Below are 24,944 nucleotides of genomic sequence, written 5' to 3' on the forward strand. Positions count from 1 at the left end.
AAACCGGGGTCCACTTCAGTCGTGTGCGGCGCTCAAATTTCAGCGGCGGGCACGCGAGTGGTGTCGGGTCTGGTCATCGTTCGGGCCCGTGACACGACCAGGAGATACTGGGCCGTGATGCCTGCCAGGTAGCCTGACTGAAGCGCGAGGGCGACGCCGACGCAGTAAGCGACCAGGGTCGTTATGGGAAGGTCGTTCGAGACAGCGAACGCCACGAGGCCGATCCAGGCGACGAGGGTCACCGGAACGACGCTCAAGACGCCGTACCGCATACCGAGGACGGCACCGGTGAGAACCGACACGACGAGACAGGCGAACATCGAACACCTCTCATGACGAGGGTTCGACCAAATGTCTTAAGAATCCGCTAACGATTTCGCCCGAGTTCGACAAATAGAAACCGATACAATCTTAACGATCTTCTGCACCATCCCCCGCCAGACAGGCACCGTCGTAAAGGCCACGTGGCCCCATATCCCAACCGTCATCTCGTTATTGAGGACCACTGCGAGCATTACAGACATTGCGCGGAACGCGATCGAGGATCTCTGGCTGTTGTCGAGACAAGCGCCGCCACGAGCGCCCGGCCCCGGATGCGAACCCGCGCCCGCCCCGCCCCCTCACTCCCACACGGCGACGAAGTCGACGAGGTCGTCGCCGAGGAGGTTGACGTGGTCGCGCATCAGCACGTCGGCGCGGTCGGCGTCGTGGGCCCGGATCGCGGCCAGCACGGCCTCGTGCTCGACCAGCGTCTTGTCGAACCGGTGCGGCTTGTAGGTGACGCGGCGGCGGAACGGGGCGACGCGGTTGCGCAGCTGGCGCACCTGCTCGGCCAGGAAGGCGTTGCGGGCGGCGTCGTAGATCAGCTCGTGGAACTCCTGGTTGACGCCGTAGAAGCGCTCGACGTCGCTCTCCCGGCCCGCCGCCGTCAGGCGGGCGTGGATCGCTTCCAAGTCACGGAGCTGCGCCGGCGCGATGCGGCGGGCCGCGAGCCGGGCGCACAGCCCCTCCAGCTCGGCCATCACCTGGAACATCTCGATCAGCGTCGCGATGCTGATCTTGCGCACGACGACGCCCTGGCGGCTCTTCAGCTCGACGAGCCCGTCCGCCCCGAGCAGCCGGAACGCCTCGCGCACCGGCGTGCGCGAGACGCCGTAGCGCTGCGCGATGTCGTTCTCCTCCAGCCGGTCGCCGGGCGCGAGCGTGCCCTTGACGATCGCCTCCTCCAGCTCGCGACGCAGCGTCTCGGTCAGGGTCCGGCCGGCGGCGCGCAGCGCCGGGCCGGGCCGCACGAGCGCGGTCCCGCGCCCCGCCGTCATGGCGCGCCCTCCGTCGGGGTGGCGTTGCCTGCGACAGGCTCGCGTTCGTCGCTCGGGAAGCGGCGCATGGCCTCCGCCATCAGCGTGCCGAGGGTGGTCCTCTGGCGGCCGTCCGCGCCAAAATTCTCCGGCGAAAGCCACGCCACGAGCGCCGCCTTGCGGGCCGGCCACTCGGAGGCGAGCATGGAGAACCAGGCGGTGTCGCGCGCCCGGCCCTTCTGGATCATGTGGCGCGGAAACACGCCCTCGAACGTGAAGCCGAAGCGCAGCGCGGCGCGCCGCGACGGCACGTTGAGGGCGTTGCACTTCCATTCGAAGCGCACATAGCCGAGCGTCTCGAACACCAGTCGGGCGACCAGATAGATCGCGTCGGTGCCGCCGGGTTTTCGCGACAGTGCCGCCGTGTAGAGGATGCTGCCGACCTCGATCACCTTGTGGGCCGGCTTGATCCGCATGAGGGCGAGCTTGCCGACGGCACGTCCCGTGGCGTTGTCGACGATGGCCAACGTCACCGGCTCGTCGCGGCCGGCGACGCTGGCGAGATACGCGTCGAACGCGGCGCGGTCCGGGAACGGCCCGGCATTGAGATAGAGCCACAGCGCCTCGCGGTCCGGCCCCTGCGAGGCGGCGTAGAGGTCGTCGCCGTGCGCGGCCGGGTCGAGCGGCACCAGCGTGACGAAGCGGCCGTCGAGCCGCGGCCGGCCGGGATGCCGAGCCGGCACGCCGTCGTCGAGCGGGCCGACCGGCAGGCCGGCGGCGGGATGGATCACCGGACGCATCGCGTCACTCCGCGGCTCGCTTGGCGCATCACGTCACTCCGCGACCGAAAGCCCGAACGCCGTCTCGGCGAGCACGCGGGCGCCGGCCGCGATGTCGTCTCGCGTCGCGCTCTCGGCCTCGTGGTGGCTCAGCCCGTCCTTGCACGGAATGAAGATCATCCCGGTCGGGCCATGATAGTGCAGATAGCGCGCGTCATGCCCGGCCCCGGACGGAATGTCCATCCAGGTGATCCCGAGGTCTTGGGCGGCGGCGCGGATGCGATCGCGAATCGCCGCCGGGAATTCGAGGGGCGGATCGTGCAGGAGCTCCCGCACATCCACGGTGCAGCGCCCCGCCGCGGCCTCGCACAGGCCGGGGATGCGATCGCCGAGGTCGCGCAGCATCGCCGTGTCGGGGTGGCGCAGGTCGATCGAGAAGACGACGCGGGCCGGCACCACCGAGGGCGCGTTCGGCGTCACCTCGAAGCGGCCGATGGTGAAGCGCACCACGTCGGCCTCGTCCCACATCGCGTCTTGCAGCGCCTGGACCATGGCGACGGCCGAGACCAGCGCGTCGCGCCGGGCGCTGCGCGGCGACGTGCCGGCGTGGTTCTCCTCGCCCGTCACGGTGACCCGGAAGGTGCGCTTGCCCTGGATGCCGGTGACGACGCCGATCGTGCGCGCCTCCGCCTCCAGGATCGGCCCCTGCTCGATATGCGCCTCGACGAAGGCGGCGACCGGCGTGCCGAGCGGGCGGCGCGGCAGCTGCGGCTCGGCCGCCAGCACGGCGGCGAGCGCGTCACTGACGCTGACGCCGGCGGCGTCACGCACCGCGAGAACGTCGGCGAGCTTTCGGGCGCCCGTGAAGGCGGCCGAGCCCATCATGCCGGGGGCGAAGCGCGAGCCCTCCTCGTTCATCCACGCGACGACGTCGATCGGCCGGCGCGGTCTTGCGCCCGACGCGACGATCGCCTCTACGCTTTCGAGCGCCGCCAGCACCCCGAAGGCGCCATCGAACTTGCCGCCGGTCGGCTGACTGTCGATGTGCGAGCCGATCATCACAGGTGCAAGATCAGGCTCGGTCCCGGCGAGCCGCAGGAAGAGATTGCCGGCGTCGTCGTTCGACGCCGAAAGACCGATCGCCTCGCCCCAGGCGACGAGCGTGCGGCGCGCCGCGATCTCCTCGGCCGACAGCGCCTGGCGGTCGACCCCGCCGTTCGCCGTCGCGCCGTGCTGCGCCAGCTCCATGTGCCGCCGCCACAGCCGCTCGGCATCGACATGCGCGGCGATCGTCCCGGGTCGCACCGTCATGGTCGCTCTATCTCAATCCGTTCGCATGACCTGGGCCGGATTGGCGCGCGGATCGCGCGGCAGCCATTTTCCAGCCTCGACCATGGCGAAGAACTCGGCCAGCGCCGCGTTGAACGTCGCCGGCTCCTCCAGATTGATGGTGTGGCCGGTCTTCGGCAGGATCAGCAGGCCGCAGGCCGGGATCACCCGCTTCATGTAGAGGGCGGGTTGCAGGCAGTGGTCGTCCTCGTCGCCCGAGATCACGAGGCTCGGCACCGGCATGGCGCGCAGGCGGTCCTCGAGGTCGTAGAGCGACGGGCGCTGCGCCTGCACGCCGCGCATCGTGTTGGCGGCGCCGGTCTCGTCGTGCTGGCCGAGCCAGTCGGCGAACTCGCGCCAGCCGCGCGGGTCCTTGTTCTGGAACTGGACCCGCGAGGCGCCGAGCGCGTAGATCTCGGCGAACTGCTTGGCGCCCTGCTCGAGGAAATTCTTGGCAACGTTCTCGGAGACGCCCTTGAAGTAGGTCTCGTGCTGCTTCTCGGCACCGTAGCCGGCGCCGGCGATGACGAGCGAGAGCGCCTTGTCGGCGTGGTCGAGGCCGAAATGCACTGTGGCGAAGCCGCCCATCGACAGGCCGACGATGTGGGCCTTGCCTAGCCCGAGCCCGGTGATCACATCCGCGATGTCGGCGGTGGCGCGCGCCTGCGAGTAGGCGGCGACGTTGGCCGGCACGTCGGAGGGCGGGTAGCCGCGCGCCGCGAAGGTGATGCAGCGATAGCGGCGGGCGAAGAACCGCATCTGCGGCTCCCAGCTCCGGTGGTCGCCACCGAACTCGTGCACGAACACGATCGGCGTGCCGGTGCCCGCCTCCTCGTAATAGAGCTTCACGCCGTCGCTGGCCGTGACGTAACCCATCGCCCTCTCCTTCCGCCGCGCCGCCCTCAGAACAGCGCCGGCGTCTCGTTCATGCCGCGCGCCTCGTCGACCGCCTCGGGGAGCGCGGCGCAGAATTCGTCGACCCATTCGGCCGGCACGCTGACGCTCACCTTGATGAAGCGGTCGCCGAACGTCTTGGTGTGGTAGCCGCCGTGCCGGATCTGGATGTTGCGCTTGCCCATGGCGACGCACACGGCCTCCGGCCGCAGCCCCGCCTTGTCGACCTCGATGACCAGGAAGTTGCCGTTGGACGGGAACACCGGCAGATGCAGGCCGCAGCGCTGCGCGACGTCGCGCACCCGCGCCTGGCTGTCACGTTGCGCCGCCAGGACGCCCGGAAACCACTCGTGCTTCACCTTCAGGCCGGCGATGGCGCCGCGCTGCGCCAGGATGCTGGAGCCGAGATTGTTGGGCGGCGCCGCCGCGAGCTTTTCTGCGACGTCCGGATGCGTCACCAGCGCCCCCATGCGCAGCCCGGCGAAGCCGAGCCACTTGGAGAAGCTCCACGTCGTGATGGTCCGCTCCGGGTAGAGCTTCGCCGCGAGATGATGGTCGAAGGCGAAGTCCCGGTAGGTGCAGTCGTGGATCAGATAGGCGCCGACCGAGCGGACGATGTCGACGATGGCGGCGATCTCGTCGGCCGTGCAGCAGCAGCCGATCGGATTGTTCGGGTCGACGATGTAGATGATTTTCGTGCGCGACGTGACCACCCGGCGCAGGCGCTCCGGATCGAGCCGCCAGCCGTGCTCGGGGCCGTAGATCGGGATCTGGATCACCTCGGCGCCGGCCGCGCGGGCGAAGGCCATCGGCCACGCCCAGGTCGGGTCCGTGGTGACGAACTGATCGCCCGGCCCGCACAGCGTGCGGCAGACGTGATAGAGCCCCTCGACGGCGCCGTCGGTGATCAGCGCCGAGAGGCCGTCGAGCCCGAGGTCGCGCACGACGAGATCGCGCAGCTCCTCCAGGCCGGCCGGCGGCGCATAGGCGTGATAGCTTTCGCCCTCGATGCAGGCGACCAGCGCCTGGCGCACCGCCGGGTGCGACGGATAATGGTTGGTGTTCTGGCCCATCCAGCGCAGGCCGGGCGTGCTCATCAACCGGTCGAAATGCCGGTTGCGGATCTCGAAGTCCTTCATCGACGCGGCTCCGGCCGAGATTCGTTCATGAGCTGGATCAGATGATCGAGCGGCGCGACGCGATGCCGCCGTCGATGGTGACGATCGTGCCGGTGATGTAGGCGGCGCGCGGCGAAGCGAGGAAGACGATCAGGTCGGCGACCTCCTCGGGCGTCGCCGGGCGCTTGCCCGGATACTTGTCGTTGAGCTCCTGCCAGCGGCTGTCGTCGCCGTACCATTCGGTGGCGCGACGCTTCATCAGCTTGATCATGCGGTCGGTGGCGACCGGGCCGGGATTGACTCCGACCACCCGCACGCCGTGATCGAGGCTGACGCCGCCGAGCGCCCGGGTGAAGGCCATCAGCGAGGCGTTGCCGGAGGCGCCGGCGATGTAGTTGGCATCCCAGTTCTCGCCGGAGTTGCCGATGTCGTTGACGATGACGCCGGCGCCGCGCGCCTTCATGCGCGGATAGATCAGGCGGGTGAGATCGATGTAGCCGTACACCTTGAGGTCCCAGCCGCGCCGCCACGCCGCCGCATCGACGGCGAAGAGATCGCCCGAGGGGATGTCGCCGGCATTGTTGACCAGGATGTCGACGTCGCCGCAGGTCGCCGCGAGCTTTTCGATCGCCGCCGTGTCGGAGAGGTCGGCCGGATGGATGGCGACCTCGACGCCAAATTCCTTCACGATGCGGTCGCGATTGGCCTCGAGCTGCTCGGCCGAGCGCGCCGACAGATGCAACGAGCACCCCTCCGCCGCGAACGCGAGTGCCGACGACAGTCCGATCCCCTTCGAGGCGCCCGTGATCAGGACGCTCTTCCCCTTCAGGTGCAAGTCCATTTTCTTCTCCGTTGACGTCTCGTCGGCGCCGGACCGAGCCGCCCTGCCCGCTCCTCGCTCGGTGCGGGGGACCCTGCAGCGCCGTCTGGATTTCGTGGGATCACCCGACAGATCACCGTCCGCTCACATGGCCTCGGTGGAATAGACGCGGTTGGCGAACCACTCCCCGGCGGCGACCAGCCCGTAGAGCAGCAGGCCGGCGACGCACAGGACGACGATCGCCGCCATCGACACCTCGGTGTCGGCCCGGGCGGTGGCGAAGATGATCAGGTAGCCGAGGCCGGCCTGCGCCGTGATGAATTCGCCGATGATCACGCCGATGATGGCGAGCGTCATCGCGATTTTCATGCCGCTGAAGATGTAGGGCAGCGCCGAGGGAAACCGGATCCTGGTGAACACCTGCCACTCGGTCGCGGTGAGCGAGCGGCACAGCCGCAGCATGTTGCGGTCGACGTTCATGAAGCCGGCCGCCGTCGCGATGACGATCGGAAAGAACGCGATGAACACCGAGAAGGCGACGCGCGACTGGCTGCCGACCCCGAGCCAGATGATGAACAGCGGCGCCAGCGCGATCTTGGGGATGAGCTGGAAGAACACCAGGTTCGGGTAGAGCGCGTCACGCGCCAGCGTCGAGTAGGTGATGATCACGGCGAGCACGATGCCGAGCACAGTCGCGAGCACGAAGCCGGCCGCCGATTCGAGCGTCGTCGGGATCGCGTGCATCATCAGGATGTCCCAGCGCGAGACGATGTAGCGCAGAATCGCGATCGGCGACGGCAGGATCACGGCCGGCACGTCGGCGACCGTGACGGCGACCTGCCAGATGGTCAGCACCACCAGGGCGAGCCCGAGCGGCAGGCCGATGGTGCGCAGGCTGCGGCCGGCGACGCCCGCGGTCGGCACCTTCAGGCTGGTGCCGGTCTCGGTGGCGATGGTGGCGTTGGCCATGGCGGTCTCCTCGGATGGTCTTTTTGGCGCGCCGCGGACAGGGCGCCGCATCGCATCGTGGCGTCTCGTCGGCGCGTCTCGTCCCCGGCGGCGGCGCCGCCGCTCACTCGCCGCGCGAGCCGGCGGCGCGGGGGCCGCGGCTGGCGCCGGCGTCGGCGTGGGCGTCCTCGATGCTCAGGCGGAGCGTGCGGCACACCGCCGTGAACTCCGCCGTCTCCTCGATGTCGAAGCGCCGCGGACGGGCGAACGGCATCTCCATGTCGAGGATGATGGTCGAGGGTCGTCCGCCCATCACCAGCACGCGGTCGGACAGGAAGGCCGCCTCGCGGATCGAGTGCGTCACGAAGATCACGGTCTTGTGGTAGGTCTCGAGGATCTCCGACAGCGCCACGTTCATCTGGTCGCGCGTGATCGCGTCGAGCGCGCTGAACGGCTCGTCCATCAGCAGGATGTCGGGGTCGTGCACCAGCGCCCGGCAGATCGCGACGCGCTGACGCATGCCGCCCGACAGCTCGGCCGGCTTCTTGGTCTCGAAGCCGGACAGCCCGACCATGCGCAGGAGCTCGCGGGCCCGGTCGATGTACTTGTCGACCGGCAGCTTGAGGATGCGCACCGGAAACAGCACGTTCTCCAGCGCGCTCTTCCACGGCAGCAGGGTCGCGTCCTGGAAGATGATGCCGATGTCGCGGCGCGGACCGGTGACCGGCGTGCCGTTGAGCGCGATCGAGCCGGCCGTGACCGGCTCGAGGCCGGCCACCATCATCAGGAGCGTGCTCTTGCCGCAGCCGCTCGGGCCGAGCAGCGAGACGAACTCGCCCTTGCGCACCGCGAGCGTGGCGGAGGCGACCGCCTGGATCGCCCCGCCCTGCCGGCCCAGATACGTCTTCTGCACCCCGTCGACCGAGACCAGCGGCGGGAGCGCCGCGGGCGGCGTCATGGCGAGCACGGCGGCGCTCCTAGACAAGATAGCGCCGGAACGGCTGCGCCGCCTTCTCGGCCGCGGCCAGCTCGGCGGCGGAGAGCTTCACCTTGCCGACGAACTTGTTGGTGAACAGCGCGTCGAGGTCGGGCGCCGCGGCGCCGTCGCCGGCCGCGTATTTGACGACCAGATCCGCCATCGTCTTCACCTTGGCCGGATCGGCGAAACCGAAGCCCTGCTCCTTCACCTCCGGCACCAGATTGGTGATGGTGGTGAGGCCGAGGCCGATGCGGGTGTACTCCTTGCCGGAGGAGGACATCGCCACCTCGCTGTTGGCCTTGAGGAAGATGTCCACGGCCTCGTCGAAATTGGTCATCGTGAACTTGATCGCCTCGAGCGCGCCCTCGACGACGGCGGCGCACAGCGCCGGATCGTCGGCGACGCGCTTCGGCTGGGTGATCAGCGACTGGCCGTAGAACTGCAGGCCGGCGACGGCGAACAGCATGAAGCGCACGTCGGTGCCGATCGAGGCGAGCGACGGCACCGTGGAGGTCGCGAAGGCCGCGACCGCGTCGACCTGCTTCTCGACCAGCGAGCGCTCGCGCACCTTGCCGTCGACCTGGACGAGCTGAATCTTGGAGAAGTCGACGCCGGACTTCTCGGCATAGAGCGGCAGGAACGGATACTCGCCCGACGACACGCTGGCGCCGAGCTTCTTGCCCTCGAGATCCTTCGGCGTCTTGATCGGCGAGCCGGCCAGCACGCCGATGCCCATCAGGGCGTCGTAGTTGATCTGGCCGATGCAGGTGATCGGCAGCTTCTTGGCCGCCTGCACGATGACGGTCGGGGTCGCCGCCATGCCGAAGTCGAACGTGCCGGCGCCGACCGCCTGGGCGGCCGCGCCCGAGCCCGAGCCACGCGCGACGCTGACGTCGAGGCCGAGCTTTTTCCAGAATCCGCGATCGCGCGCCACATAGGCGAACAGGTTCGGCCCTTCCGGAATCCAGGAGGTGGTGAAGGACACCTTGGTGAGCCCCTGCGAGATCGCCGGGGTGGCGAGCGGCAGCACGCCGGCGGCGAGCCCGGCACTCCCCAGGGCACGCAGCACGCCGCGGCGGGACATCGAGCGCTTCACGGAGACCCCCTTTCGATCGAAGACGCGAGATTTCAGCGTCTTGCCTGCCATTGTATGGAATTCCTTCGTAGATGCATGCAGTTTTTTCCGCCACGGCGCACCTCTGTGGGCAGTCGGATTTTCGCTCGGCTGCTCAGACCCTTGGAGGGCGCATCGAGGCGCCTTGCCCGAGGATTGGGCGGCGCGGTGCGGCGATGTTGCGCAGGGTTTAGGAGGCCGCGGGTGCGCGCGGTCAGGCCGGAATGGCCACCGCCTCGACCATCGCGGCGATGTCGTCGCGCAGCGTCGCGACATGGGCCCGCATCGCGCTCGATGCGGCCTCGCCGTCGGCCCGCAGGATCGCCTCGACCACGGCGCGGTGCTCGCGGTTCGAGGTCTCGATCAGGCCCGGCAGCGTCGTCACCTGGCGGCGATAGGGCTCCAACCGATGGCGCAGCGCCACGGTCTGGCCGGCCAGATACGTGTTGTGGGCGGCCGCGTAGATCGCCTCGTGCAGCCGGGCATTGGCGGCGTAGTAGTCGGACGGCGTGCGCGCCGCTTCGCAGGCCTCGCGGGCGGCCAGCACGGCGGCCCGGTCGGCAGCCGTGTGGCGGCGGGCGGCGAACTCGGCGCAGGCGCCCTCCAACACCCCCATCAGCTCGAGCATCTCGACGATGTCCTTGAGGGTGAGCACCGCGACATGGGCGCCCTGGTGCGGCCGGATCTCGACGAGGCCGGCGGAGGCGAGCGCCTTGAAGGCCTCGCGCACCGGCGTGCGGGAGACGCCGAAGCGCCGCGCGATGCCCTCCTCGTCGAGACGGGTGCCGGGGCGCAGCCGGCCGGCGAGGATCTCCTCCTCGAGCTTCAGCCGCAGCCGCTCGGTGCGGGTCGCGGCCGCCGGCATCGGCACCCGGAACTGACTGGTCTTCAAGCCTCACCTCGACGGGCCGTGGCGCGCGACGCGAGGCGCCCGCACACCGCGGCGCAGCATAGGCCGGCGAGACAGCGGCTGTCGATGCGGGCGCGACCGGACGCGGGGCGGCGTCCTTCAGAGCACCTGATAGCCGCGCGGAAACTGCTGCAGCGGGCGCCAGCCGTCTTCGATGACCAGCACGAGGTTGCCGGTCTGCACGCCGGCCGTGCCGTCGCGGGTCGTCACGTTGGGCTGGACGACGAGCGCCATGCCGGCGGCGAGCGTCAGGTCCGGGATGCCGGCGGAGGGGCGGCTCGCGGTGCCGAGCACGGGCGGCAGGTAGCCGCCGCCGTAGCCGTGGACGAGATCGTCGATCACCGTGAAGCCGGCCTCCTCGATGCCGCGCGAGGCCTCGACCAGCTCGCGCGCATGGGTGCCGGGCTTCACCTGCACCAGCACGGCGTCCATGGCCGCGTCGGCGACGGCGTGCAGTTCGCGATAGAGCGGGCTCGGCTCGGCGCCGAGGAAGAAGGTGCGTAGGATCTGGCCCGTCCAGCCCCAGTAGTCGACCGACAGCTCGCAGCTCACCACGTCGCCGGTGCGCAGCACCCGACCGGACGGATACTGCCGCGGCACCGCGACGTCCGGCGCGTCCATGCCGGTCGAATGGACGTAATGGATGAAGTTGGTGCCGCCGAGCGCCAGGTAGCTCTCCTGGACCCGCGCGATCAGATCGCGCTCGCTCGTCCCGGCCGTCGCGTTCTCGGCGAAGGCCATGACGGCGAGATCGGTGAGGCCGGCGGCCAGCGAGAGCCAGCGCAGCTCCTCGTCCGACTTGATCATGCGGAGCTGCGCATAGGCCCGGTTCATGTCGACCACGCGAAAGCGTCCGGCGAGCCGCTCCGCCTCGCCCGCCGGCAGACGGCCGATCACGCCCACGGTGGCGCGGCCCGTGATCGCAGCGTCGCTGGTCGCCGCCGCGACCGCCTCGGCGGCGCGGCCGATCGCGCTGCCCTCGCCCCAGGCAACCTCGGTGTGCCAGGCGATGCGGCGCGCCAGCGGCAGATGGTTGTAGTGCTGAATGAACATGCGCCGCGGCACGCCCGGCACGATCACGGTCACGGCCTCCGCCGTCACCGGCCAGCCGGTGATCCAGCCGGTCGCGCTGCCGGCCCGCATCGCCTCGGCGACGATCAGGGCATCGAGCCCGTGCGCCGCCATCATGCCGGCGACGGCCGTCGCGCGGCGCTCCATCTCGGCATCCGAGACGCGCGGATAGTCCACGTCCAGAAGGTCGCTGTAGCGAGACTTCAGCTCGGCCTCGAAGATCGCACGTGACGGCATGGGAGACTTTCGCATTCAGATTGATCCGGCTGGACCCGACGTGCTCCGGCCTCACCCTGAGGAGCGCCCGAAGGGCGCGTCTCGAAGGGCGAGGACGGCCCTAGACCGCGATTTTCCGGGGCCGCATGGTTCGAGACGCGCGACTGCGTCGCGCTCCTCACCATGAGGGGTGAGTCAATGCCAGCGCGCGGCGGTGTGACACCGGGCATGGATCCCGGGTTCGCGGGCTACGCCCGCGCCCCGGAATGACCCCGCACGGACACCTCACTTCCCAAAAGGCTTCTCCTTCTCGAGCCGCGCCACGGCCTCCTTGGCGATGGAGAGATCGAACAGCCGCTCGGCCGGGACCTTCTTCTCGACGAAGTCGTAATAGTCGGCCCAGTAGTCCTGCATCTTCATGATCGAGGCGACGTTCGGTACGCCGTCCTCGTTGGTGTAGGACCAGTTGGGCGCGATCGCCTTGACGGTCTCAGGCTTCTGCAGCGCCGTGGTGCGGGCCAGGATGTCGACGATCTCGGGATGCTGGTCGGGCGCCGCGGCGGCGGCGTTGAACTCCTTGGCGCCCTGCAGATAGGCCATGGCAAAGCGGACCAGCACGTCGCGCTTCTCGCGCAGCAAGGCCTGGCGGGTGGCGTAGACGCCGATCGGACCATCCGGATCGATCTTGTCGCCCGTGGCGATCATCGGACCCCAGCCGTTCTTCTCGGCGAAGAAGCCAAACTGATAGGCGAGGTCGGTCGCGTCCACCTGGTTCTGGCCCAGCATCTTCATCAGGTCGGGCTGCGGCACGTTGAGCACCCAGGTGACGTCCTTGCGCGGATCGAGCCCGACCTTCTGCAGCGCCAGCGAGAAGACGTACTGGTTGATGCTGCCGGTGCCGCTGACGCCGATCTTCTTGCCCTTCAGCTTGCCGAGATCGGCCGCCGTCTTGATGCCGGCCTCCGCCATCGGCTTGCTGACATTGATGACCGTGTAGCCGCGGCCGGCCTTGTTGTTGCCGCGGTCGAGCACGACGACGAGTGGCGCGCCACGCGCGATCGAGTTGAACAGGCTCGCGTTCGCTGTCATGAAGGTGAGGTCGAGCTCGCCGGCGATCAGCGCCGGCACGGCCTGCTGGCCGTCGATGAACATCCGCTTCTCGATCGTGATGCCGAGCTTCTTGAAGTAGCCCTTCTCGTCGGCGACCAGGAAGCCGCCGCCGGTGATGAAGGGCCCCTCCCCGATGCGCAGCACGTCGGCGGCGCGCGACGCGGTCGTCGCTCCCGCCAAACCCAGCACCGCGGCGACGATCGCCAGAACTCTGCCAGACGCCTTCATGACCGTGTCCTTCTTCCGTGGGGGCTGCGGAGATTTATTAGACATGCTCGGGATGGCGCCGCGCGGCGGGCGCCGCGTGCGACGGCCAGGGCGAGGTCATGCGGGCCGAAAGACCCGCACGCTCGGCGATCGACCGACCGATCGCCTCGGCCTCGCGCAAGACCTCGCGATGGTCGGGGCAGCGCGGGAACGCGCCGTCGCGATAGACGATCTCGCCGTCGACCAGCACGACCTTGGCGTCCGAGCCTTTCCCGGCGCACACGAAGGCGGAGAGCGGCCGCAGCAGCGGCCCGACATGGGGCCGGCGCATGTCGAACACGGCGATGTCGGCGCGCTTGCCGACCTCGAGCGAGCCGATCTCGGCGTCGAGCCCGGCGGCACGGGCCGCGCCGATGGTCGCCATCTCGATCGCCTGCTCGACCGAGATGCGGGTCGGGTCGAGGTGGCGCTGGTGCTGGAACAGCACGCAGGCCTTGATCTGCTCGAGCATGTCGTCGGTGTAGTCGACCATCGGCCCATCGGTGCCGAGCGCCGTGACGATGCCGAGCCGGGCCGCGTTGGCGATCGGTCCGATGCCGCCGCCGCGGATCGACTCGCTCGTCGGCGTATAGACGAGGCTCGCCCCGACATGCGCCATCTGCTCGAGGTCGAGCTCGGTGCAGTGGATGCCGTGCGCGAGGATCCAGCGTTCGTCGAGCACGCCGAGCTGCATCAGGTAGCGGACATCGGTGCGGCCGGTGTCGCGCAGATGCTTGAGGAAGCCTTTTTCGAGCGAGAAGGTACCGCCGGCGATGTGGCTCGAGATCTTGAGGTCGAGATCGCGGGCGAGCTGATAACCGCGCGTGATCAGCTCCTCGGTGCTCATGCCCGAGGCGGTCCAGTGGGCGTTCGCCTCGATCACCATGCCCATGCGCACGAGGCCGCCATGGGCGCCGTCCCAGCGCCGCGCCTCCTCGGCGAAGGCGGCGAGCGACTCGTCGAGAGTCAGCGGATGCGCGGCGAAGCGCGGGTTGCGGCAGCGCAGCTCCTTGGCGAAGATCTGGCGGATGCCGAGTTCGGCCTGCGGCGCGACGATCGCCTCGACGATCTCGGGCGTCGTCACGGTGACGGAGTGGTTGAGCGAGCAGGTCGTGCCGGTCGCCAGCATCTCGAGCCCGCACTGCCAGCTCGCCACCCGCATCGCCTGCGCATCGAGCCGCGACACCAGCGGGAAGACCAGATCGGTGATCCAGTCCTCCAGCAGCATGCCGTCGGCGAGCCCCTTGAACAGCACATACCAGTGGTGCTGGTGCAGGTTGACGAGCCCCGGCATCACCAGGCAGCCCTCGGCGTCGATCACCTCGTCGACGCCGCGCCGCACCTCCGGATCGACGCTGGCGCCGACCGCGGCGATGCGGCCGTCGTCGACCAGCACGGCGCCGCCCGGATACATGTTGCGGGCGCCGTCGACCGTGACCACCAGGCCGTTCTCGATGAGGATGCGTGCCATGTCGCGGCCCCTGTTCAAGGCTTGCCGAAGGCCCAGGGCGCGACGAGACGGTCGATCGCCTGCTGGGCCTTGATGATGACGCCGCCGAACACGGCGAGGACGACCAGGGCGGCGAAGACCTTCTCGGTCTCCATCACCTGGCCGTAGCGGATGAGCAGATAGCCCATGCCGCTCTGGTTGGAGCCGCCGATCATCTCGGCCGCGACCACCAGGATGATGGTGACGCCCATGCCGAGATGGAGGCCGGAGAAGATGCTCGGGATCGCCGCCGGGATCACCACGTGCATCTGGATCTGCCGGGTGCTGGCGCCGAGATCGCGCGCCGCCTTGACGAGCTCCTGGCTGGTCTGGCGGATCCCCGCGAACGTGCTGATGACCACGGGAAAGAACGCCGTGACGGCACTGATGGTGAGGATATAGGCCTCGCCGGTGCCGAGCCAGATGATCAGGAGCGGGATCAGCGAGATCTTCGGCAGCGGATAGAGCGCCGCGATCCACGGATCGAGGACTTTTGCCGCGATCCGCGACATTCCCATCAGCACGCCGACCAGCACGCCGAGCAGGCCGGCGACGACGAAGCCGGCCATGATGCGCAGGAACGTCACGGCGAGATTGTACGGCAGCGTGCCGTCGACGATCATCGCGACCAGATAGCGGGCGATGCTGGAGGGCGCCGGCAGGATGATCGGTGCCACCTCGCCGGCCCGCACCGCGGCCTCCCAGACCGCGAGGAAGAGGACGACCGACAGTGCCGGCAGGACGCGAATCCACAAGGGATCGCTACGCCGGCGCGGCCGCCCGCTTCTCGCGCGTCCGCTCTTCGCACGCCCGCTCGCGAGACCGCCGCGGCCGGCGAAGCCGGTGGCGGCGCGGCGGCTCCAGCCGCCGAACATGGCGCGTCCGCTCGGGATCATGCGAGGGCCTCGTCCTGCTGACGCATGGCGTTCAGCACCTCCTCGCGGATCAGGTGCAGGATGCGGTCGTAGAGCGCGCCGAACTCCTGGGTGCCGACCATCTCCTGGGTGCGCGGCCGCGGCAGGTCGATCGGGATCACCTCCTTGATGCGGCCCGGACGCGCCGTCATCACCACCACCTCGTCGCCGAGCAGGATCGCCTCGTCGATCGCGTGGGTGACGAACAGGATGGTGTTGCGCAGCCGCTCGAAGATGCGGGTGAGCTCCTCCTGCATGACGATCTTGGTCTGCGCGTCGAGTGCCGCGAAGGGCTCGTCCATCAGGAGGATCGGCCGGTCCATGATGAGGGCGCGGGCGAGCGCGACGCGCTGGCGCATGCCGCCGGAGAGCTGGCTGCACGCCTTCTCCTCGAAGTTCCGCAAGCCGACCAGGGCGGTCAGCTCGCGGGCACGGGCGTAGCGCGCCTCGCGCGGCACGCCGGCCATCTCGAGACCGAAGGCGACGTTGTCGATGACGTTGCGCCACGGAAACAGGTTGAGCGACTGCCACATCATCACCGAGCACTGCCCGGGCGCCGCGGGCGGCGCGCCCGGCGTCTTCGGATCGACGATGCGGATCGTGCCCGAGGTCGCGGTCTCGATGCCGCCGACGATCTGGGCGAGCGTGCTCTTGCCGCAGCCGCTGGGGCCGAGCAGGCAGGTGAGCGTGCCGGAGCGGAACCGATGAGTGATGCCGTCGAGCGCGCGCACGCCGTCGCCGCCGTCGTCCCACACCTGCACGAGATTCTCGACGAAGATGTCCATGCGCGGGGGCTCGCAGGAAGGTGCCGAGCGGAGGAGAGCGGCAGCCGCGTGCGGGCACGAGGCCGCCAAACCGCTCGACATTGATTATCTTAACGTTGAGCTTTTCATTTGCGCGCCCGCCTCGTCAAGCTCATTATGCGTGCGCAGTGCCGCAAACGACGGCGGCGACCTTCGCGGTCGCACACCGTGTTACGAGCATCATGGTTCGAGCATCGTGTTTCGAGCATCGGCACGGGACCTTCGAGCGCAGGCCAGATGACCACCGAGAATGCCGACTCCGTCGCGAAGCTGCTCGCCGAATGGCGCCGCGAACGCCCCGACCTGGACCCCTCGCCGATCGGGATCCAGGGCCGCGTCATGCGGCTCGCCGCGCATTTCCTGCGCCGATCCGAGGGCTGGCTGGTGCCGCTCGGGCTCTCCTGGGAGGCGTTCAGCCTGATCGTGACGCTGCGCCGCTCTGGCAAGCCGTATGAGCTTCGGCCGACCGACCTGCTCGCCGAGTCGCTGCTCACCTCGGGCGCCATCACCAACCGCATCGACAAGGTCGAGGCGCTGGGCCTGGTCGAGCGGCGCCCCGACCCGCGCGACCGGCGCGGCGCCATCATCCGCCTCACGCCGGCCGGCAAGCGGCTCGCCGACCGCGCCATCGCCGATCACGTCGGCGGGGTCGACGGCCTGCTCGAGGCGCTGTCGGGCGCCGAACAGCGCCAGCTCGCCGCGCTGCTGACGAAGCTCCTCGCCGCGACCGAGCAGCGCGTCGGGGGGGCGCGGCGCGGCCGGCAACGCGCGGCCGCGGCCGAGCCGCCGGACGCCAAGGGCCGGCCGGCTCGCTCCCACAGGCCGCCCCGCAAGCCGCTGGACGCGGAGCGCGTCGACCGGGCCTGAGCCGGCCGCCGACGGTCCGGATTCGCGGGAGGCGGGGTCGCGTGGCGGAGGCTCGCCTATCGGGGCGCTTCCGCAGTACCATGGCGACCCTGCACGAGGGAGTCCGGCGTGTCCGCATCGAGGCTGCGCATCCTGCTCGCCGACGACCACCCGGTCGTCCTGGCCGGCATCAAGGCGTTGCTGGTCGCGGATCCGGACCTGGAGATCGTCGGCGAGGCCCGCAACGGGCGCGCCGCGCTCGCCATGGCGGTCGAGCGCACGCCCGACATCGCCGTCATCGACCTGTCGATGCCGGGCCTGAACGGAATCGAGCTGGCACGGAGCATCCGTGCGCTCTGCCCGAGCTGCAAGGTCGTCGCCCTCACGGTGCACGAGGACGGCGCCTATCTGCGCCAGTGGCTCGAGGTCGGCGGCGTCGGCTACGTCCTCAAGCGCTCGGCGAGCGAGGAGCTGATGCGGGCGATCGCCGCGGTGGCGGCCGGCGGCGTCTATGTCGATCCGGCGCTCCGCGCCCGCGTCACCGGCCAGGGCTCGCCCAAGCCGGCGAGCCCGGCGATCCCGCCGGGGCTGCCGGACGCGGATCTGAGCGAGCGCGAAATCCGCGTGCTCCGGCTCACCGCCGCCGGCTACAGCAACAAGACCATCGCCGACAGGCTCCAGATCGCGGTCAAGACCGTCGAGACCTACAAGACGCGGGCGATGGCCAAGCTCGGCTTCCACACGCGGGTCGAGATCGTCCGCTATGCGCTCGGCCGGAACTGGCTGGCCGAGGACTGATGCGGCCCGAGACGAATCAGGCTCGGCGCGCCGGCCCGGGCGATCGTCGGGTTCGGCCGGATGGACGCGCCGCCGGGCCGGGCCTAAGCATGGCGATCCGCCAGGTCGGCGGGGCGCTCGAAGGATCACCATGAAGGACGCGCGCGCGCTGGGCGGGCCGGACGACACCGGCGCCGCGGATCTCGCGAGCTGCGATCGCGAGCCCATTCACGTGCCGGGGGCGATCCAGCCGCACGGTCTCCTGTTCGCCTTCGCGGAAGGCGACCTGCGGACCATCAGCGTCAGCGCCAACCTGCATGATCTGCTCGGCCTCGGCGCCGAGACGGTGCTCGACCGGCCGATCGAGGCGACCTTCGAGCCGGCGAGCGTCGAGCAACTCCGGGTCGCGCTGCGCCAGAGCGAGGGCCCCGCCGGCGTCCCGATCGCCATGCAGCTCCGCACCGGTGGCCCGTTCGCGTTCGACGGCATCGTCCACCGGCACGATGGTCTGGTGCTCCTGGAGTTCGAGCCGCGCGGCGAGCCGAGCGATGGCGCCCACGCCTTCTTCCGCCGCACCAGCGGGGCGATCCGCCGCCTGCAGGCGGCCCGCACGCTCGCCGACGCCTGCGCGGCGGCGGCCCGCGAGGTCCGCCAGATCACCGGCTTCGACCGCGTGAAGGTCTACCGCTTCGCCGCCGACTTCAGCGGCGAGGTGATCGCCGAGAGCCGCGACGAGGCGATCGAGTCGTTTCTCGGCCTGCACTTCCCGCCCTCCGACATCCCGGCCCAGGCGCGCGCCCTCTACGCCCTCAATCCGGTCCGCATCATTCCGGACATCGCCTATCGGCCCGCCCCGATGGCGCCGAACCGCCATCCCTCGACCGGACGGCCGATCGACCTCTCGTTCGCGGTGCTGCGCAGCGTCTCGCCGATCCATCTCGAATACATGCGGAACATGGGCATCCGCGGGACCATGTCGGTGTCGATCCTGCGCGGCGACCGGCTGTGGGGCCTGATCGCCTGCCACAACCGGCTGCCGCGCCATGTCGGCCACGACGCACGCCAGGCCTGCGAGATGGTCGCCCAGGTGCTCGCCTGGCAGATCGGCGTGATGGAGGAGGACGCCGTCACCCGCCACAGCCTCAAGGGCAAGGCGATCCAGCGCCGGCTGCTCGGCGACATCGAGGAGCTGCGCGATCACCGCGCCGGCCTGATCGGCAACAGCGAGGCACTGCTCGAGCTGATGGGCGCCTCGGGCCTCTGCCTCTACGGCCGCGACGGCGTGACGACGATCGGGCGCACGCCGCCGACCGCCGTGATCGAGCGGATCGTCGACTGGGCGATCCGGGCGGAGGGCGCCGAGCTGTTCCAGACCGACCGCCTGCCGCTGCTGTTCCCGGAGGCGCAGGACTACGTGGACGTCGCCGCCGGAGTCCTCGCGGTGCCGCTGTCGCGCTCGCCGCCGCACCGGGTCATGCTGTGGTTCCGCCCCGAGGTCGCCCAGACGGTGCGCTGGGGCGGCAACCCGGAGAAGGCCGTCGAGCCGGGTCCGGACGGCGCCCGCCTGCAGCCGCGCAAGTCGTTCGCGGCCTGGACCGAGGAATCGCGCGGACGCGCGATCCCGTGGCAGCCGCACGAGATCGTCGCCGCCGTGGAGCTGCGCGAGCTCGTCATCGACGTGATCCTGCGCAAGGCGGAGGAGCTGGAGAGCGTCAACGTCCAGCTCGCGCGCAGCAACGAGGAGCTCGAATCCTTCGCCTATGTGGCGTCGCACGACCTCAAGGAGCCGCTGCGTCACATCGAGGCCTTCGCCGGCCTGCTGAGCGAATCCATCAGCCGGTCCGGAGACATGTGGCTCGGTGCCATGGTCGGCGGCATCGAGAGCTCGTCGCGACGGCTGCGCAACCTGATCAACGACCTCGCCGAGTTCTCGCGGCTCGGCCGCCTGGCCCAGCCGCCCGCCCCGACCGCCCTCGACGAGATCGTGCGCGAGGTCATGGACGACCTGCGCCAACGGATCGACGAGACCCGGGCGACCGTCACGTGCGAACCGCTGCCGACCGTGCAGTGCGATCGCAACCAGGTTCGCCAGGTGCTTCAGAACCTGCTCGCCAACGCGCTGAAGTACCGGCACCCCGACCGCCCCTGCACGATTCGACTCTCCGCCGCGATCGACACCGACGGTCCGCATCGCGACGCCGACGCCTTCGTCCGGGTGCTCGTCGAAGACAACGGCATCGGGTTCGATCCGAAATACGCCGAGCAGGTGTTCGAGCCGTTCCAGCGCCTGCACGGGCCCGACGAGTACGAGGGCAGCGGCATCGGGCTCGCGATCTGCCGCAAGATCATCCAGCGGCACGGCGGCAAGGTCGGGGTCGAGACCGCGCCCGGCGCCGGCGCGACCTTCTGGTTCTCGTTGCCGCTCGCCACCGGCCCGGACCGCGGCGCGGCGCGGCCGGGCGCTTCGTCCGGCATCGATCAGGTGTGACCATGGAGGATCGTCCGCACCCCGAAGGCGCCCCCGGACCGGCCGTCGATCTGACGAGCTGCGACCGCGAGCCGATCCACATCCCGGGATTGATCCAGCCGCACGGCGTCCTGCTCGCCTTCGTCGAGCCGACGCTGCGCCCGGTGGCGGTGAGCGCCAATGTCGAGAGCTTCGCCGGGCTGCCGGTCGAGGCGGTGCGCGAGGCGCCGCTCGCGGCCTGCCTGACCGCGCCGAGCCTCGATCGCCTCGGCGCCGTGCTGGCCGGCGACGATCCGGCCGCCGCCAACCCGATCGCCATGGCGATGCGCATGGCGGACGGCGAGCGCGAGGTCGACGGCATCGTGCACCGGCACGACGGGCTCACCATCCTGGAGCTCGAGCCGCGTGACGCGACGCCTCGCCCGTCGAGCGCGTTCTTCCGCGGCATCCGGGCGGCGATCCGGCGATTGCAGACCGCCACGGACCTCGCGACGGTCTGCGCCATCGCGGCCGAGGAGGTGCGCCGAATCACCGGCTTCGACCGGGTGAAAATCTATCGGTTCGCCGCCGACTGGAGCGGCCAGGTCATCGCCGAGGATCGGACCGACAGCATCCCGTCGCTGTTCGACTTCCACTTCCCGGCCTCGGACATCCCGGCCCAGTCGCGCGCCCTCTACACGTCCAATCCGGTGCGGATCATCCCCGACATCGGCTATGTGCCGGCCCCGCTGGTGCCCGACCGCAACCCGCTCACCGGCGGGCCGATCGATCTCAGCCATGCGGTGCTGCGCAGCGTCTCGCCCGTGCACATCGAGTACATGACGAACATGGCGGTGCATGGCGCCATGTCGGTGTCGATCCTGCGCGAGGGGCGCCTGTGGGGCCTGATCTCGTGCCACAACACGCTGCCGCGCTTCGTCGCCTACGAGATCCGGCAGGCCTGCGAGCTGATCGCCCAGGTGCTGACCTGGCAGATCGCCGTGCTCGAGGAGGCCGCGATCGTCCGCCACAGCGTGCGGGTGCGCGCCGTCCAGCAGCGTCTCCTGCACGGGCTCGGCAGCCAGAAGGATCTGCCGGCCGCCCTCGCCCGCGGCGCCGACGAGATGCTGTCGCTGATGAACGCGGCCGGCTTCGCCCTGTCCGGCTTCGATGGCGTCACCACCCACGGCCAGACCCTCTCGCGGACCGAGATCACGACGCTGATCGGCGCGCTGTCGCGCGGCGACGCCCGCGACGTCTTCGAGACCGACTGCCTCGACACCGCCATCCCGGCCGTCGCGGCCGACCCGACGCGGGTGAGCGGCGTGCTCGCGGTGCCGCTCGGCCGCGCCTCGACCTACTACATGCTCTGGTTCCGGCCGGAGGTGGCCCAGACGGTCACCTGGGGCGGCGACCCGCACAAGCCGGTGCGCATCGGGCCGCTCGGGGAGCGGCTGCAGACCCGCGCCTCCTTCGATGCATGGCGCGAGGTGGTGCGGGGCCGCTCCCGTCCGTGGCAGCCGCACGAGATCGTCGCCGCCATCGAGATCCGCGATCTCGTCGTCGACGTGATCCTCAGCAAGGCCGAGGAGCTCGAAGGGGTCAATCGCCAGCTCGCCCGCAGCAACGACGAGCTCGAATCCTTCGCCTATGTGGCGTCGCACGACCTCAAGGAGCCGCTGCGCCACATCGAGGCCTTCGCGGGCCTCCTGAAGGAGTCGCTGCCGCCGGACTCGGAAGGCCGGCTCGGCGCCATGGTGAGCGGCATCGAGACCTCGTCGCGCCGCCTGCGCGCCCTCATCAACGACCTCGCCGAGTATTCGCGGGTTGGACGGCAGGCCCGGCCGCTCGCCGCGGTTCCGCTCGACGAGGTGCTGGCCGACGTGCTGGCCGACCTGCGCCCGGTGCTGGAGGAGACCGGCGCGCGCGTCGCGGCCGACAGCCTGCCGGTGGTGCTCTGCGATCGCAGCCAGATCCGGCAGGTCCTGCAGAACCTGATCTCCAACGCCCTCAAGTACCGTCATCCCGAGCGCGCGCCCGCGGTCGCGGTGAGCGGGGCGATCGAGGCCGGCGCGGCGGTCGACCATGATCGTCCGGCGACCGGCGAGCCGGACCGGCACGTGCGGATCGCCGTGACGGACAACGGCATCGGCTTCGACGAGAAGTATCGCGAGCAGATCTTCGAACCGTTCCAGCGGCTGCACGGTCCCGACGAGTACGAGGGGACCGGCATCGGGCTCGCCATCTGCCGCAAGATCGTCCAGCGCCACGGCGGGACGATCTCGGCCGAAAGCGTCGCCGGCGCCGGCGCGACCTTCAGGTTCACGCTGCCGATCCGCAGCCTCGAGGACGGAGACCGACCGTGACGTGCCGCGAGATGGCCCCGCCGACCGTGCTGGTCGCCGAGGACCACAACCACGACAAGTTCATTCTCCAGGAGGTCTTCTCGCGCGCCGGCGTGCGGGCCGACCTGCGCTTCGTCAGCGACGGCGAGCAGATGCTCGACTACCTGTACCGGCGCGGCGCCTTCGCGGCGCCGGGTGCGGCGCCGCCGCCGAGCCTCGTGCTGCTCGACCTCAACATGCCGCGGCTGGACGGTCGCAAGGTGATCCGGCTCGTGCGCGCCGACGAGAGCCTGCGCCACCTGCCCGTCATCGCGCTGTCGACCTCGGAAAGCCCGAAGCACATCACCGAGGCCTATGCGAGCGGGATCAACGCCTATCTGGTCAAGCCCGCCAACATTCCCGACTATGTCGCGAAGATCTCCTCGCTGTGGGGCTTCTGGATGTCGGCCGCCTCGCTGCCCGCCGTCGAGGGCCGGCCGTGCGCATGTTGCGCCGGCTGCCGGGACGGCGGCGCGCGCTCGACTGGGTCGCGAGCTACGCGGCCGGGCTCGCCGCTGTCGAGCAGGACGCGCACGACCTCTACTTCGTCGACATCCGGCTCGGCCCGGAGAGCGGCCTCGGCCTGATCCGCGAGGCGCGCCGGCGCGGCATCCTCAAGCCGATGATCGTGCTCACAGGATTCGGCAGCGACGAGGTCGACCGTGCGGCCACCGAGGCCGGCGCCAACGACTACCTGGTCAAGGGCGAGTTCGACCACGCGCTCCTGGAGCGCACGATCCGCTACGCCGAGCGGAGCGCGCGCGACCTCATCGAGCTCGATCGCCGGCTCGCCGAGAGCGAGCGGGCGACCCGCGAGCTCAAGATACAGACCGAGCGCCGGGCTCGTGCCGAGGCGGAGCTGTCAGAGGTGCTGCGGCGGATCGTCGACGACCAGGAGACCGAGCGGCGCCGGCTCGCGCGCGAGCTGCACGACAGCCTCGGTCAGTCGCTCACGCTCTTGCAGCTCGGCCTCGACGCGATGGCGCGCACGCTCGCCGGCGACGGCGACATCCGCCGCGAGATCGCCTCGCTGCGGGAGCTCAGCGTCCGGGTCAGCGAGGACGTGAACCGGCTCGCCTGGGAGATCCGTCCGACCGCGCTCGACGATCTCGGCCTGCAGGAGGCGATCCGCCAAGTGCCGGCCGAGTGGCAGTCGCGCTGCGACCTCGCCTTCGAGACGCACCTCGCGCTCGACCGGCGCCTCCCGCCCGAGGTGGAGACCACGCTCTACCGCGTCGTGCAGGAGGCGATCACCAACGTGGTGCGACATGCTGGTGCGAGCCGGATCGGCATCATACTCGACGGAACCCCCGAGGAGGTCCGGCTGATCGTCGAGGACGACGGCCGCGGGTTCCCGAGCGAGGAGGCGGCGCAGGCCGGCGCGCCATCGCGGCGGCTCGGGCTGCTGGGGATTCGCGAGCGACTCTCGCTGGTCGGCGGATCGCTGGAGATCGAATCGAAGCGCGGGCGCGGCAGCACCCTGTTCGCCCGCGTGCCGCTCCGATCGGTCCCGCCCCGGCCCTGAATAGTCCCGGCAGCTAGGCATACTCGTCCTTTGGGAGTAAGGGCGGAGGTCCCTACTCCGCCGAGCCCCAACCCGTATTGTCGGCTGCACGACGATGCAGGATCCGGGTCTGTTCGAAGGCGCGGTCCGGCATCTCCGGAGCTGAGTATGAGTGGGGACGCGAGAGTCCGATCGCCGCCCGAGACGCTGGTCGTCGGCATCGCCGTGCTGACGCCGGACGGAACGTTTGTCGAGCGGAACGCGGCGTGGCGGAGCATGGACCTCGCGCCCGGCCGTGGCGGCTTGGCCGTTGGTGGCGACTCCGCCTTCCTGCGGAGCACCTGGATCGATCAGGTGCACCATTTCCGCGACGTGATCGCCGGTCGCTGCAAGCTGTTCACCTGTCTCCAGGACGACAACGCGGCGGCGGGCCGGACCTTGTTGGTCGCGATGCCGCGCGGCGCGGAACCGCCCCATGCCCTCACCCTGCTCCGGCTGAGCATGCAGGGCCTGCTGCCGATCGATCCGGTCGGCGGAGATTTGGGGTCCGCCAGCATCCCGGAGCCACGCTTCGTGATGGATCTGCTCGTGCGCACCATCGAGGACACGATCCAGACCGCCATCGGCTCGCGCACCGTACGGGCGGACGCCTGCCGCGCCCCCGCGTCGCCCGCCGCCGACGACGATACTCACGTGGCGATCCTGAAGTTCCTGACCCCGCGGCAACGCGAGATCCTCCGCCTCATGGGGATCGGACAATCCAACGCCGAGATCGCCGAGCAGCTCGGCATCTCGATGAACACGGTCAAGCTCCACGTCTCGGCGATCCTGCGCCGCCTCGACCTGAAGAGCCGAATGCAGGCGATCGCGCTCGGCGCCCGCATCTCTCGGCTCTGAACCCGGCCCTTCGGCTCGATTCGGCGCGCCGCGCGACGGAGCCGGGACGGCT

22 protein-coding genes and 1 pseudogene are annotated in these 24,944 nt (G+C 70.1%); 7 read left to right on the forward strand and 16 right to left on the reverse strand.

Going from position 1 to position 24,944, the window contains the following annotated elements; translation table 11 throughout:
- Nucleotides 1-32: 32 nt before the first annotated feature.
- The 16 genes from ABTU92_RS11640 to ABTU92_RS11715 all read right to left on the reverse strand — a co-directional run bounded on the left by ABTU92_RS11640 (nucleotide 33) and on the right by ABTU92_RS11715 (nucleotide 16,020).
- Nucleotides 33-320, reverse strand: coding sequence for a hypothetical protein (locus tag ABTU92_RS11640; RefSeq protein WP_408090725.1), 288 nt, complete (start codon nucleotides 318-320; stop codon nucleotides 33-35).
- A gap of 300 nt (nucleotides 321-620) precedes the next feature.
- On the reverse strand, nucleotides 621-1,319 hold the full coding sequence (locus ABTU92_RS11645) for a GntR family transcriptional regulator (protein WP_408090727.1): 699 nt from the start codon (nucleotides 1,317-1,319) through the stop codon (nucleotides 621-623).
- On the reverse strand, nucleotides 1,316-2,098 hold the full coding sequence (locus tag ABTU92_RS11650; protein ID WP_408090729.1) for a GNAT family N-acetyltransferase: 783 nt from the start codon (nucleotides 2,096-2,098) through the stop codon (nucleotides 1,316-1,318). Before ABTU92_RS11650 ends, ABTU92_RS11645 begins: the two co-directional genes overlap by 4 nt.
- 33 nt (nucleotides 2,099-2,131) lie before the next feature.
- A complete protein-coding gene (locus ABTU92_RS11655) occupies nucleotides 2,132-3,388 on the reverse strand; it encodes a M20 family metallo-hydrolase (protein WP_408090731.1) in 1,257 nt (418 codons plus the stop codon).
- Between the two features lie 12 nt (nucleotides 3,389-3,400).
- Complete coding sequence (locus ABTU92_RS11660; RefSeq protein WP_408090733.1) at nucleotides 3,401-4,282, reverse strand: alpha/beta fold hydrolase; 882 nt, start codon at nucleotides 4,280-4,282, stop codon at nucleotides 3,401-3,403.
- Between the two features lie 26 nt (nucleotides 4,283-4,308).
- Entirely contained in the window at nucleotides 4,309-5,439 is a 1,131-nt protein-coding gene (locus ABTU92_RS11665) for a pyridoxal phosphate-dependent aminotransferase (protein ID WP_408090735.1), read from the reverse strand.
- Between the two features lie 37 nt (nucleotides 5,440-5,476).
- Complete coding sequence (locus tag ABTU92_RS11670) at nucleotides 5,477-6,259, reverse strand: SDR family oxidoreductase (RefSeq protein WP_408090737.1); 783 nt, start codon at nucleotides 6,257-6,259, stop codon at nucleotides 5,477-5,479.
- 123 nt (nucleotides 6,260-6,382) lie between these two features.
- Complete coding sequence (locus tag ABTU92_RS11675) at nucleotides 6,383-7,207, reverse strand: ABC transporter permease (protein ID WP_408090739.1); 825 nt, start codon at nucleotides 7,205-7,207, stop codon at nucleotides 6,383-6,385.
- A 103-nt stretch (nucleotides 7,208-7,310) separates the two neighbouring features.
- Nucleotides 7,311-8,144 carry an ABC transporter ATP-binding protein gene (locus ABTU92_RS11680; protein WP_408090799.1) on the reverse strand — a complete coding sequence of 278 codons (834 nt, stop codon included), beginning with the start codon at nucleotides 8,142-8,144 and terminating at the stop codon, nucleotides 7,311-7,313.
- Between the two features lie 19 nt (nucleotides 8,145-8,163).
- Complete coding sequence (locus ABTU92_RS11685) at nucleotides 8,164-9,249, reverse strand: ABC transporter substrate-binding protein (protein ID WP_408090741.1); 1,086 nt, start codon at nucleotides 9,247-9,249, stop codon at nucleotides 8,164-8,166.
- 244 nt (nucleotides 9,250-9,493) lie between these two features.
- Entirely contained in the window at nucleotides 9,494-10,171 is a 678-nt protein-coding gene (locus ABTU92_RS11690) for a GntR family transcriptional regulator (RefSeq protein WP_408090743.1), read from the reverse strand.
- 117 nt (nucleotides 10,172-10,288) lie between these two features.
- Nucleotides 10,289-11,497 (reverse strand): M24 family metallopeptidase, encoded by a 1,209-nt coding sequence (locus ABTU92_RS11695; RefSeq protein WP_408090745.1) that lies wholly within the window; start codon nucleotides 11,495-11,497, stop codon nucleotides 10,289-10,291.
- 264 nt (nucleotides 11,498-11,761) lie between these two features.
- Nucleotides 11,762-12,814, reverse strand: coding sequence for an ABC transporter substrate-binding protein (locus ABTU92_RS11700; RefSeq protein ID WP_408090747.1), 1,053 nt, complete (start codon nucleotides 12,812-12,814; stop codon nucleotides 11,762-11,764).
- Between the two features lie 37 nt (nucleotides 12,815-12,851).
- The gene (locus ABTU92_RS11705) at nucleotides 12,852-14,303 is read right to left on the reverse strand and encodes an amidohydrolase family protein (protein ID WP_408090749.1); all 1,452 of its coding nucleotides are present in this window, start codon (nucleotides 14,301-14,303) and stop codon (nucleotides 12,852-12,854) included.
- Nucleotides 14,304-14,317: 14 nt separating this feature from the next.
- Entirely contained in the window at nucleotides 14,318-15,217 is a 900-nt protein-coding gene (locus tag ABTU92_RS11710; protein ID WP_408090751.1) for an ABC transporter permease, read from the reverse strand.
- Nucleotides 15,214-16,020, reverse strand: a complete 807-nt coding sequence (locus ABTU92_RS11715; RefSeq protein WP_408090753.1) for an ABC transporter ATP-binding protein — start codon at nucleotides 16,018-16,020, stop codon at nucleotides 15,214-15,216. The genes ABTU92_RS11710 and ABTU92_RS11715 overlap by 4 nt, the downstream gene beginning before the upstream one ends.
- A gap of 255 nt (nucleotides 16,021-16,275) precedes the next feature.
- Between ABTU92_RS11715 and ABTU92_RS11720 the strand changes: the two genes are divergently transcribed.
- From ABTU92_RS11720 to ABTU92_RS11750, 7 genes and pseudogenes are all read left to right on the forward strand, one after another.
- Nucleotides 16,276-16,905: a MarR family winged helix-turn-helix transcriptional regulator gene (locus tag ABTU92_RS11720; RefSeq protein ID WP_408090755.1), complete on the forward strand. Its 630-nt coding sequence runs from the start codon at nucleotides 16,276-16,278 to the stop codon at nucleotides 16,903-16,905.
- Nucleotides 16,906-17,013: 108 nt separating this feature from the next.
- The gene (locus tag ABTU92_RS11725) at nucleotides 17,014-17,682 is read left to right on the forward strand and encodes a response regulator (RefSeq protein WP_408090757.1); all 669 of its coding nucleotides are present in this window, start codon (nucleotides 17,014-17,016) and stop codon (nucleotides 17,680-17,682) included.
- A 130-nt stretch (nucleotides 17,683-17,812) separates the two neighbouring features.
- Nucleotides 17,813-20,149 carry an ATP-binding protein gene (locus ABTU92_RS11730; RefSeq protein ID WP_408090759.1) on the forward strand — a complete coding sequence of 779 codons (2,337 nt, stop codon included), beginning with the start codon at nucleotides 17,813-17,815 and terminating at the stop codon, nucleotides 20,147-20,149.
- A 2-nt stretch (nucleotides 20,150-20,151) separates the two neighbouring features.
- Complete coding sequence (locus ABTU92_RS11735) at nucleotides 20,152-22,473, forward strand: ATP-binding protein (protein ID WP_408090761.1); 2,322 nt, start codon at nucleotides 20,152-20,154, stop codon at nucleotides 22,471-22,473.
- Between the two features lie 11 nt (nucleotides 22,474-22,484).
- Nucleotides 22,485-22,604, forward strand: a pseudogene (locus ABTU92_RS11740) (response regulator); the annotation flags it as partial.
- Nucleotides 22,605-22,936: 332 nt separating this feature from the next.
- Nucleotides 22,937-24,016, forward strand: a complete 1,080-nt coding sequence (locus ABTU92_RS11745) for an ATP-binding protein (RefSeq protein WP_408090801.1) — start codon at nucleotides 22,937-22,939, stop codon at nucleotides 24,014-24,016.
- A gap of 147 nt (nucleotides 24,017-24,163) precedes the next feature.
- Nucleotides 24,164-24,892, forward strand: coding sequence for a response regulator transcription factor (locus ABTU92_RS11750; protein WP_408090763.1), 729 nt, complete (start codon nucleotides 24,164-24,166; stop codon nucleotides 24,890-24,892).
- Nucleotides 24,893-24,944: the final 52 nt, after the last annotated feature.

The sequence above is a fragment of the Rhodoplanes sp. SY1 genome, assembly GCF_046000175.1.
GTDB lineage: Bacteria > Pseudomonadota > Alphaproteobacteria > Rhizobiales > Xanthobacteraceae > Rhodoplanes.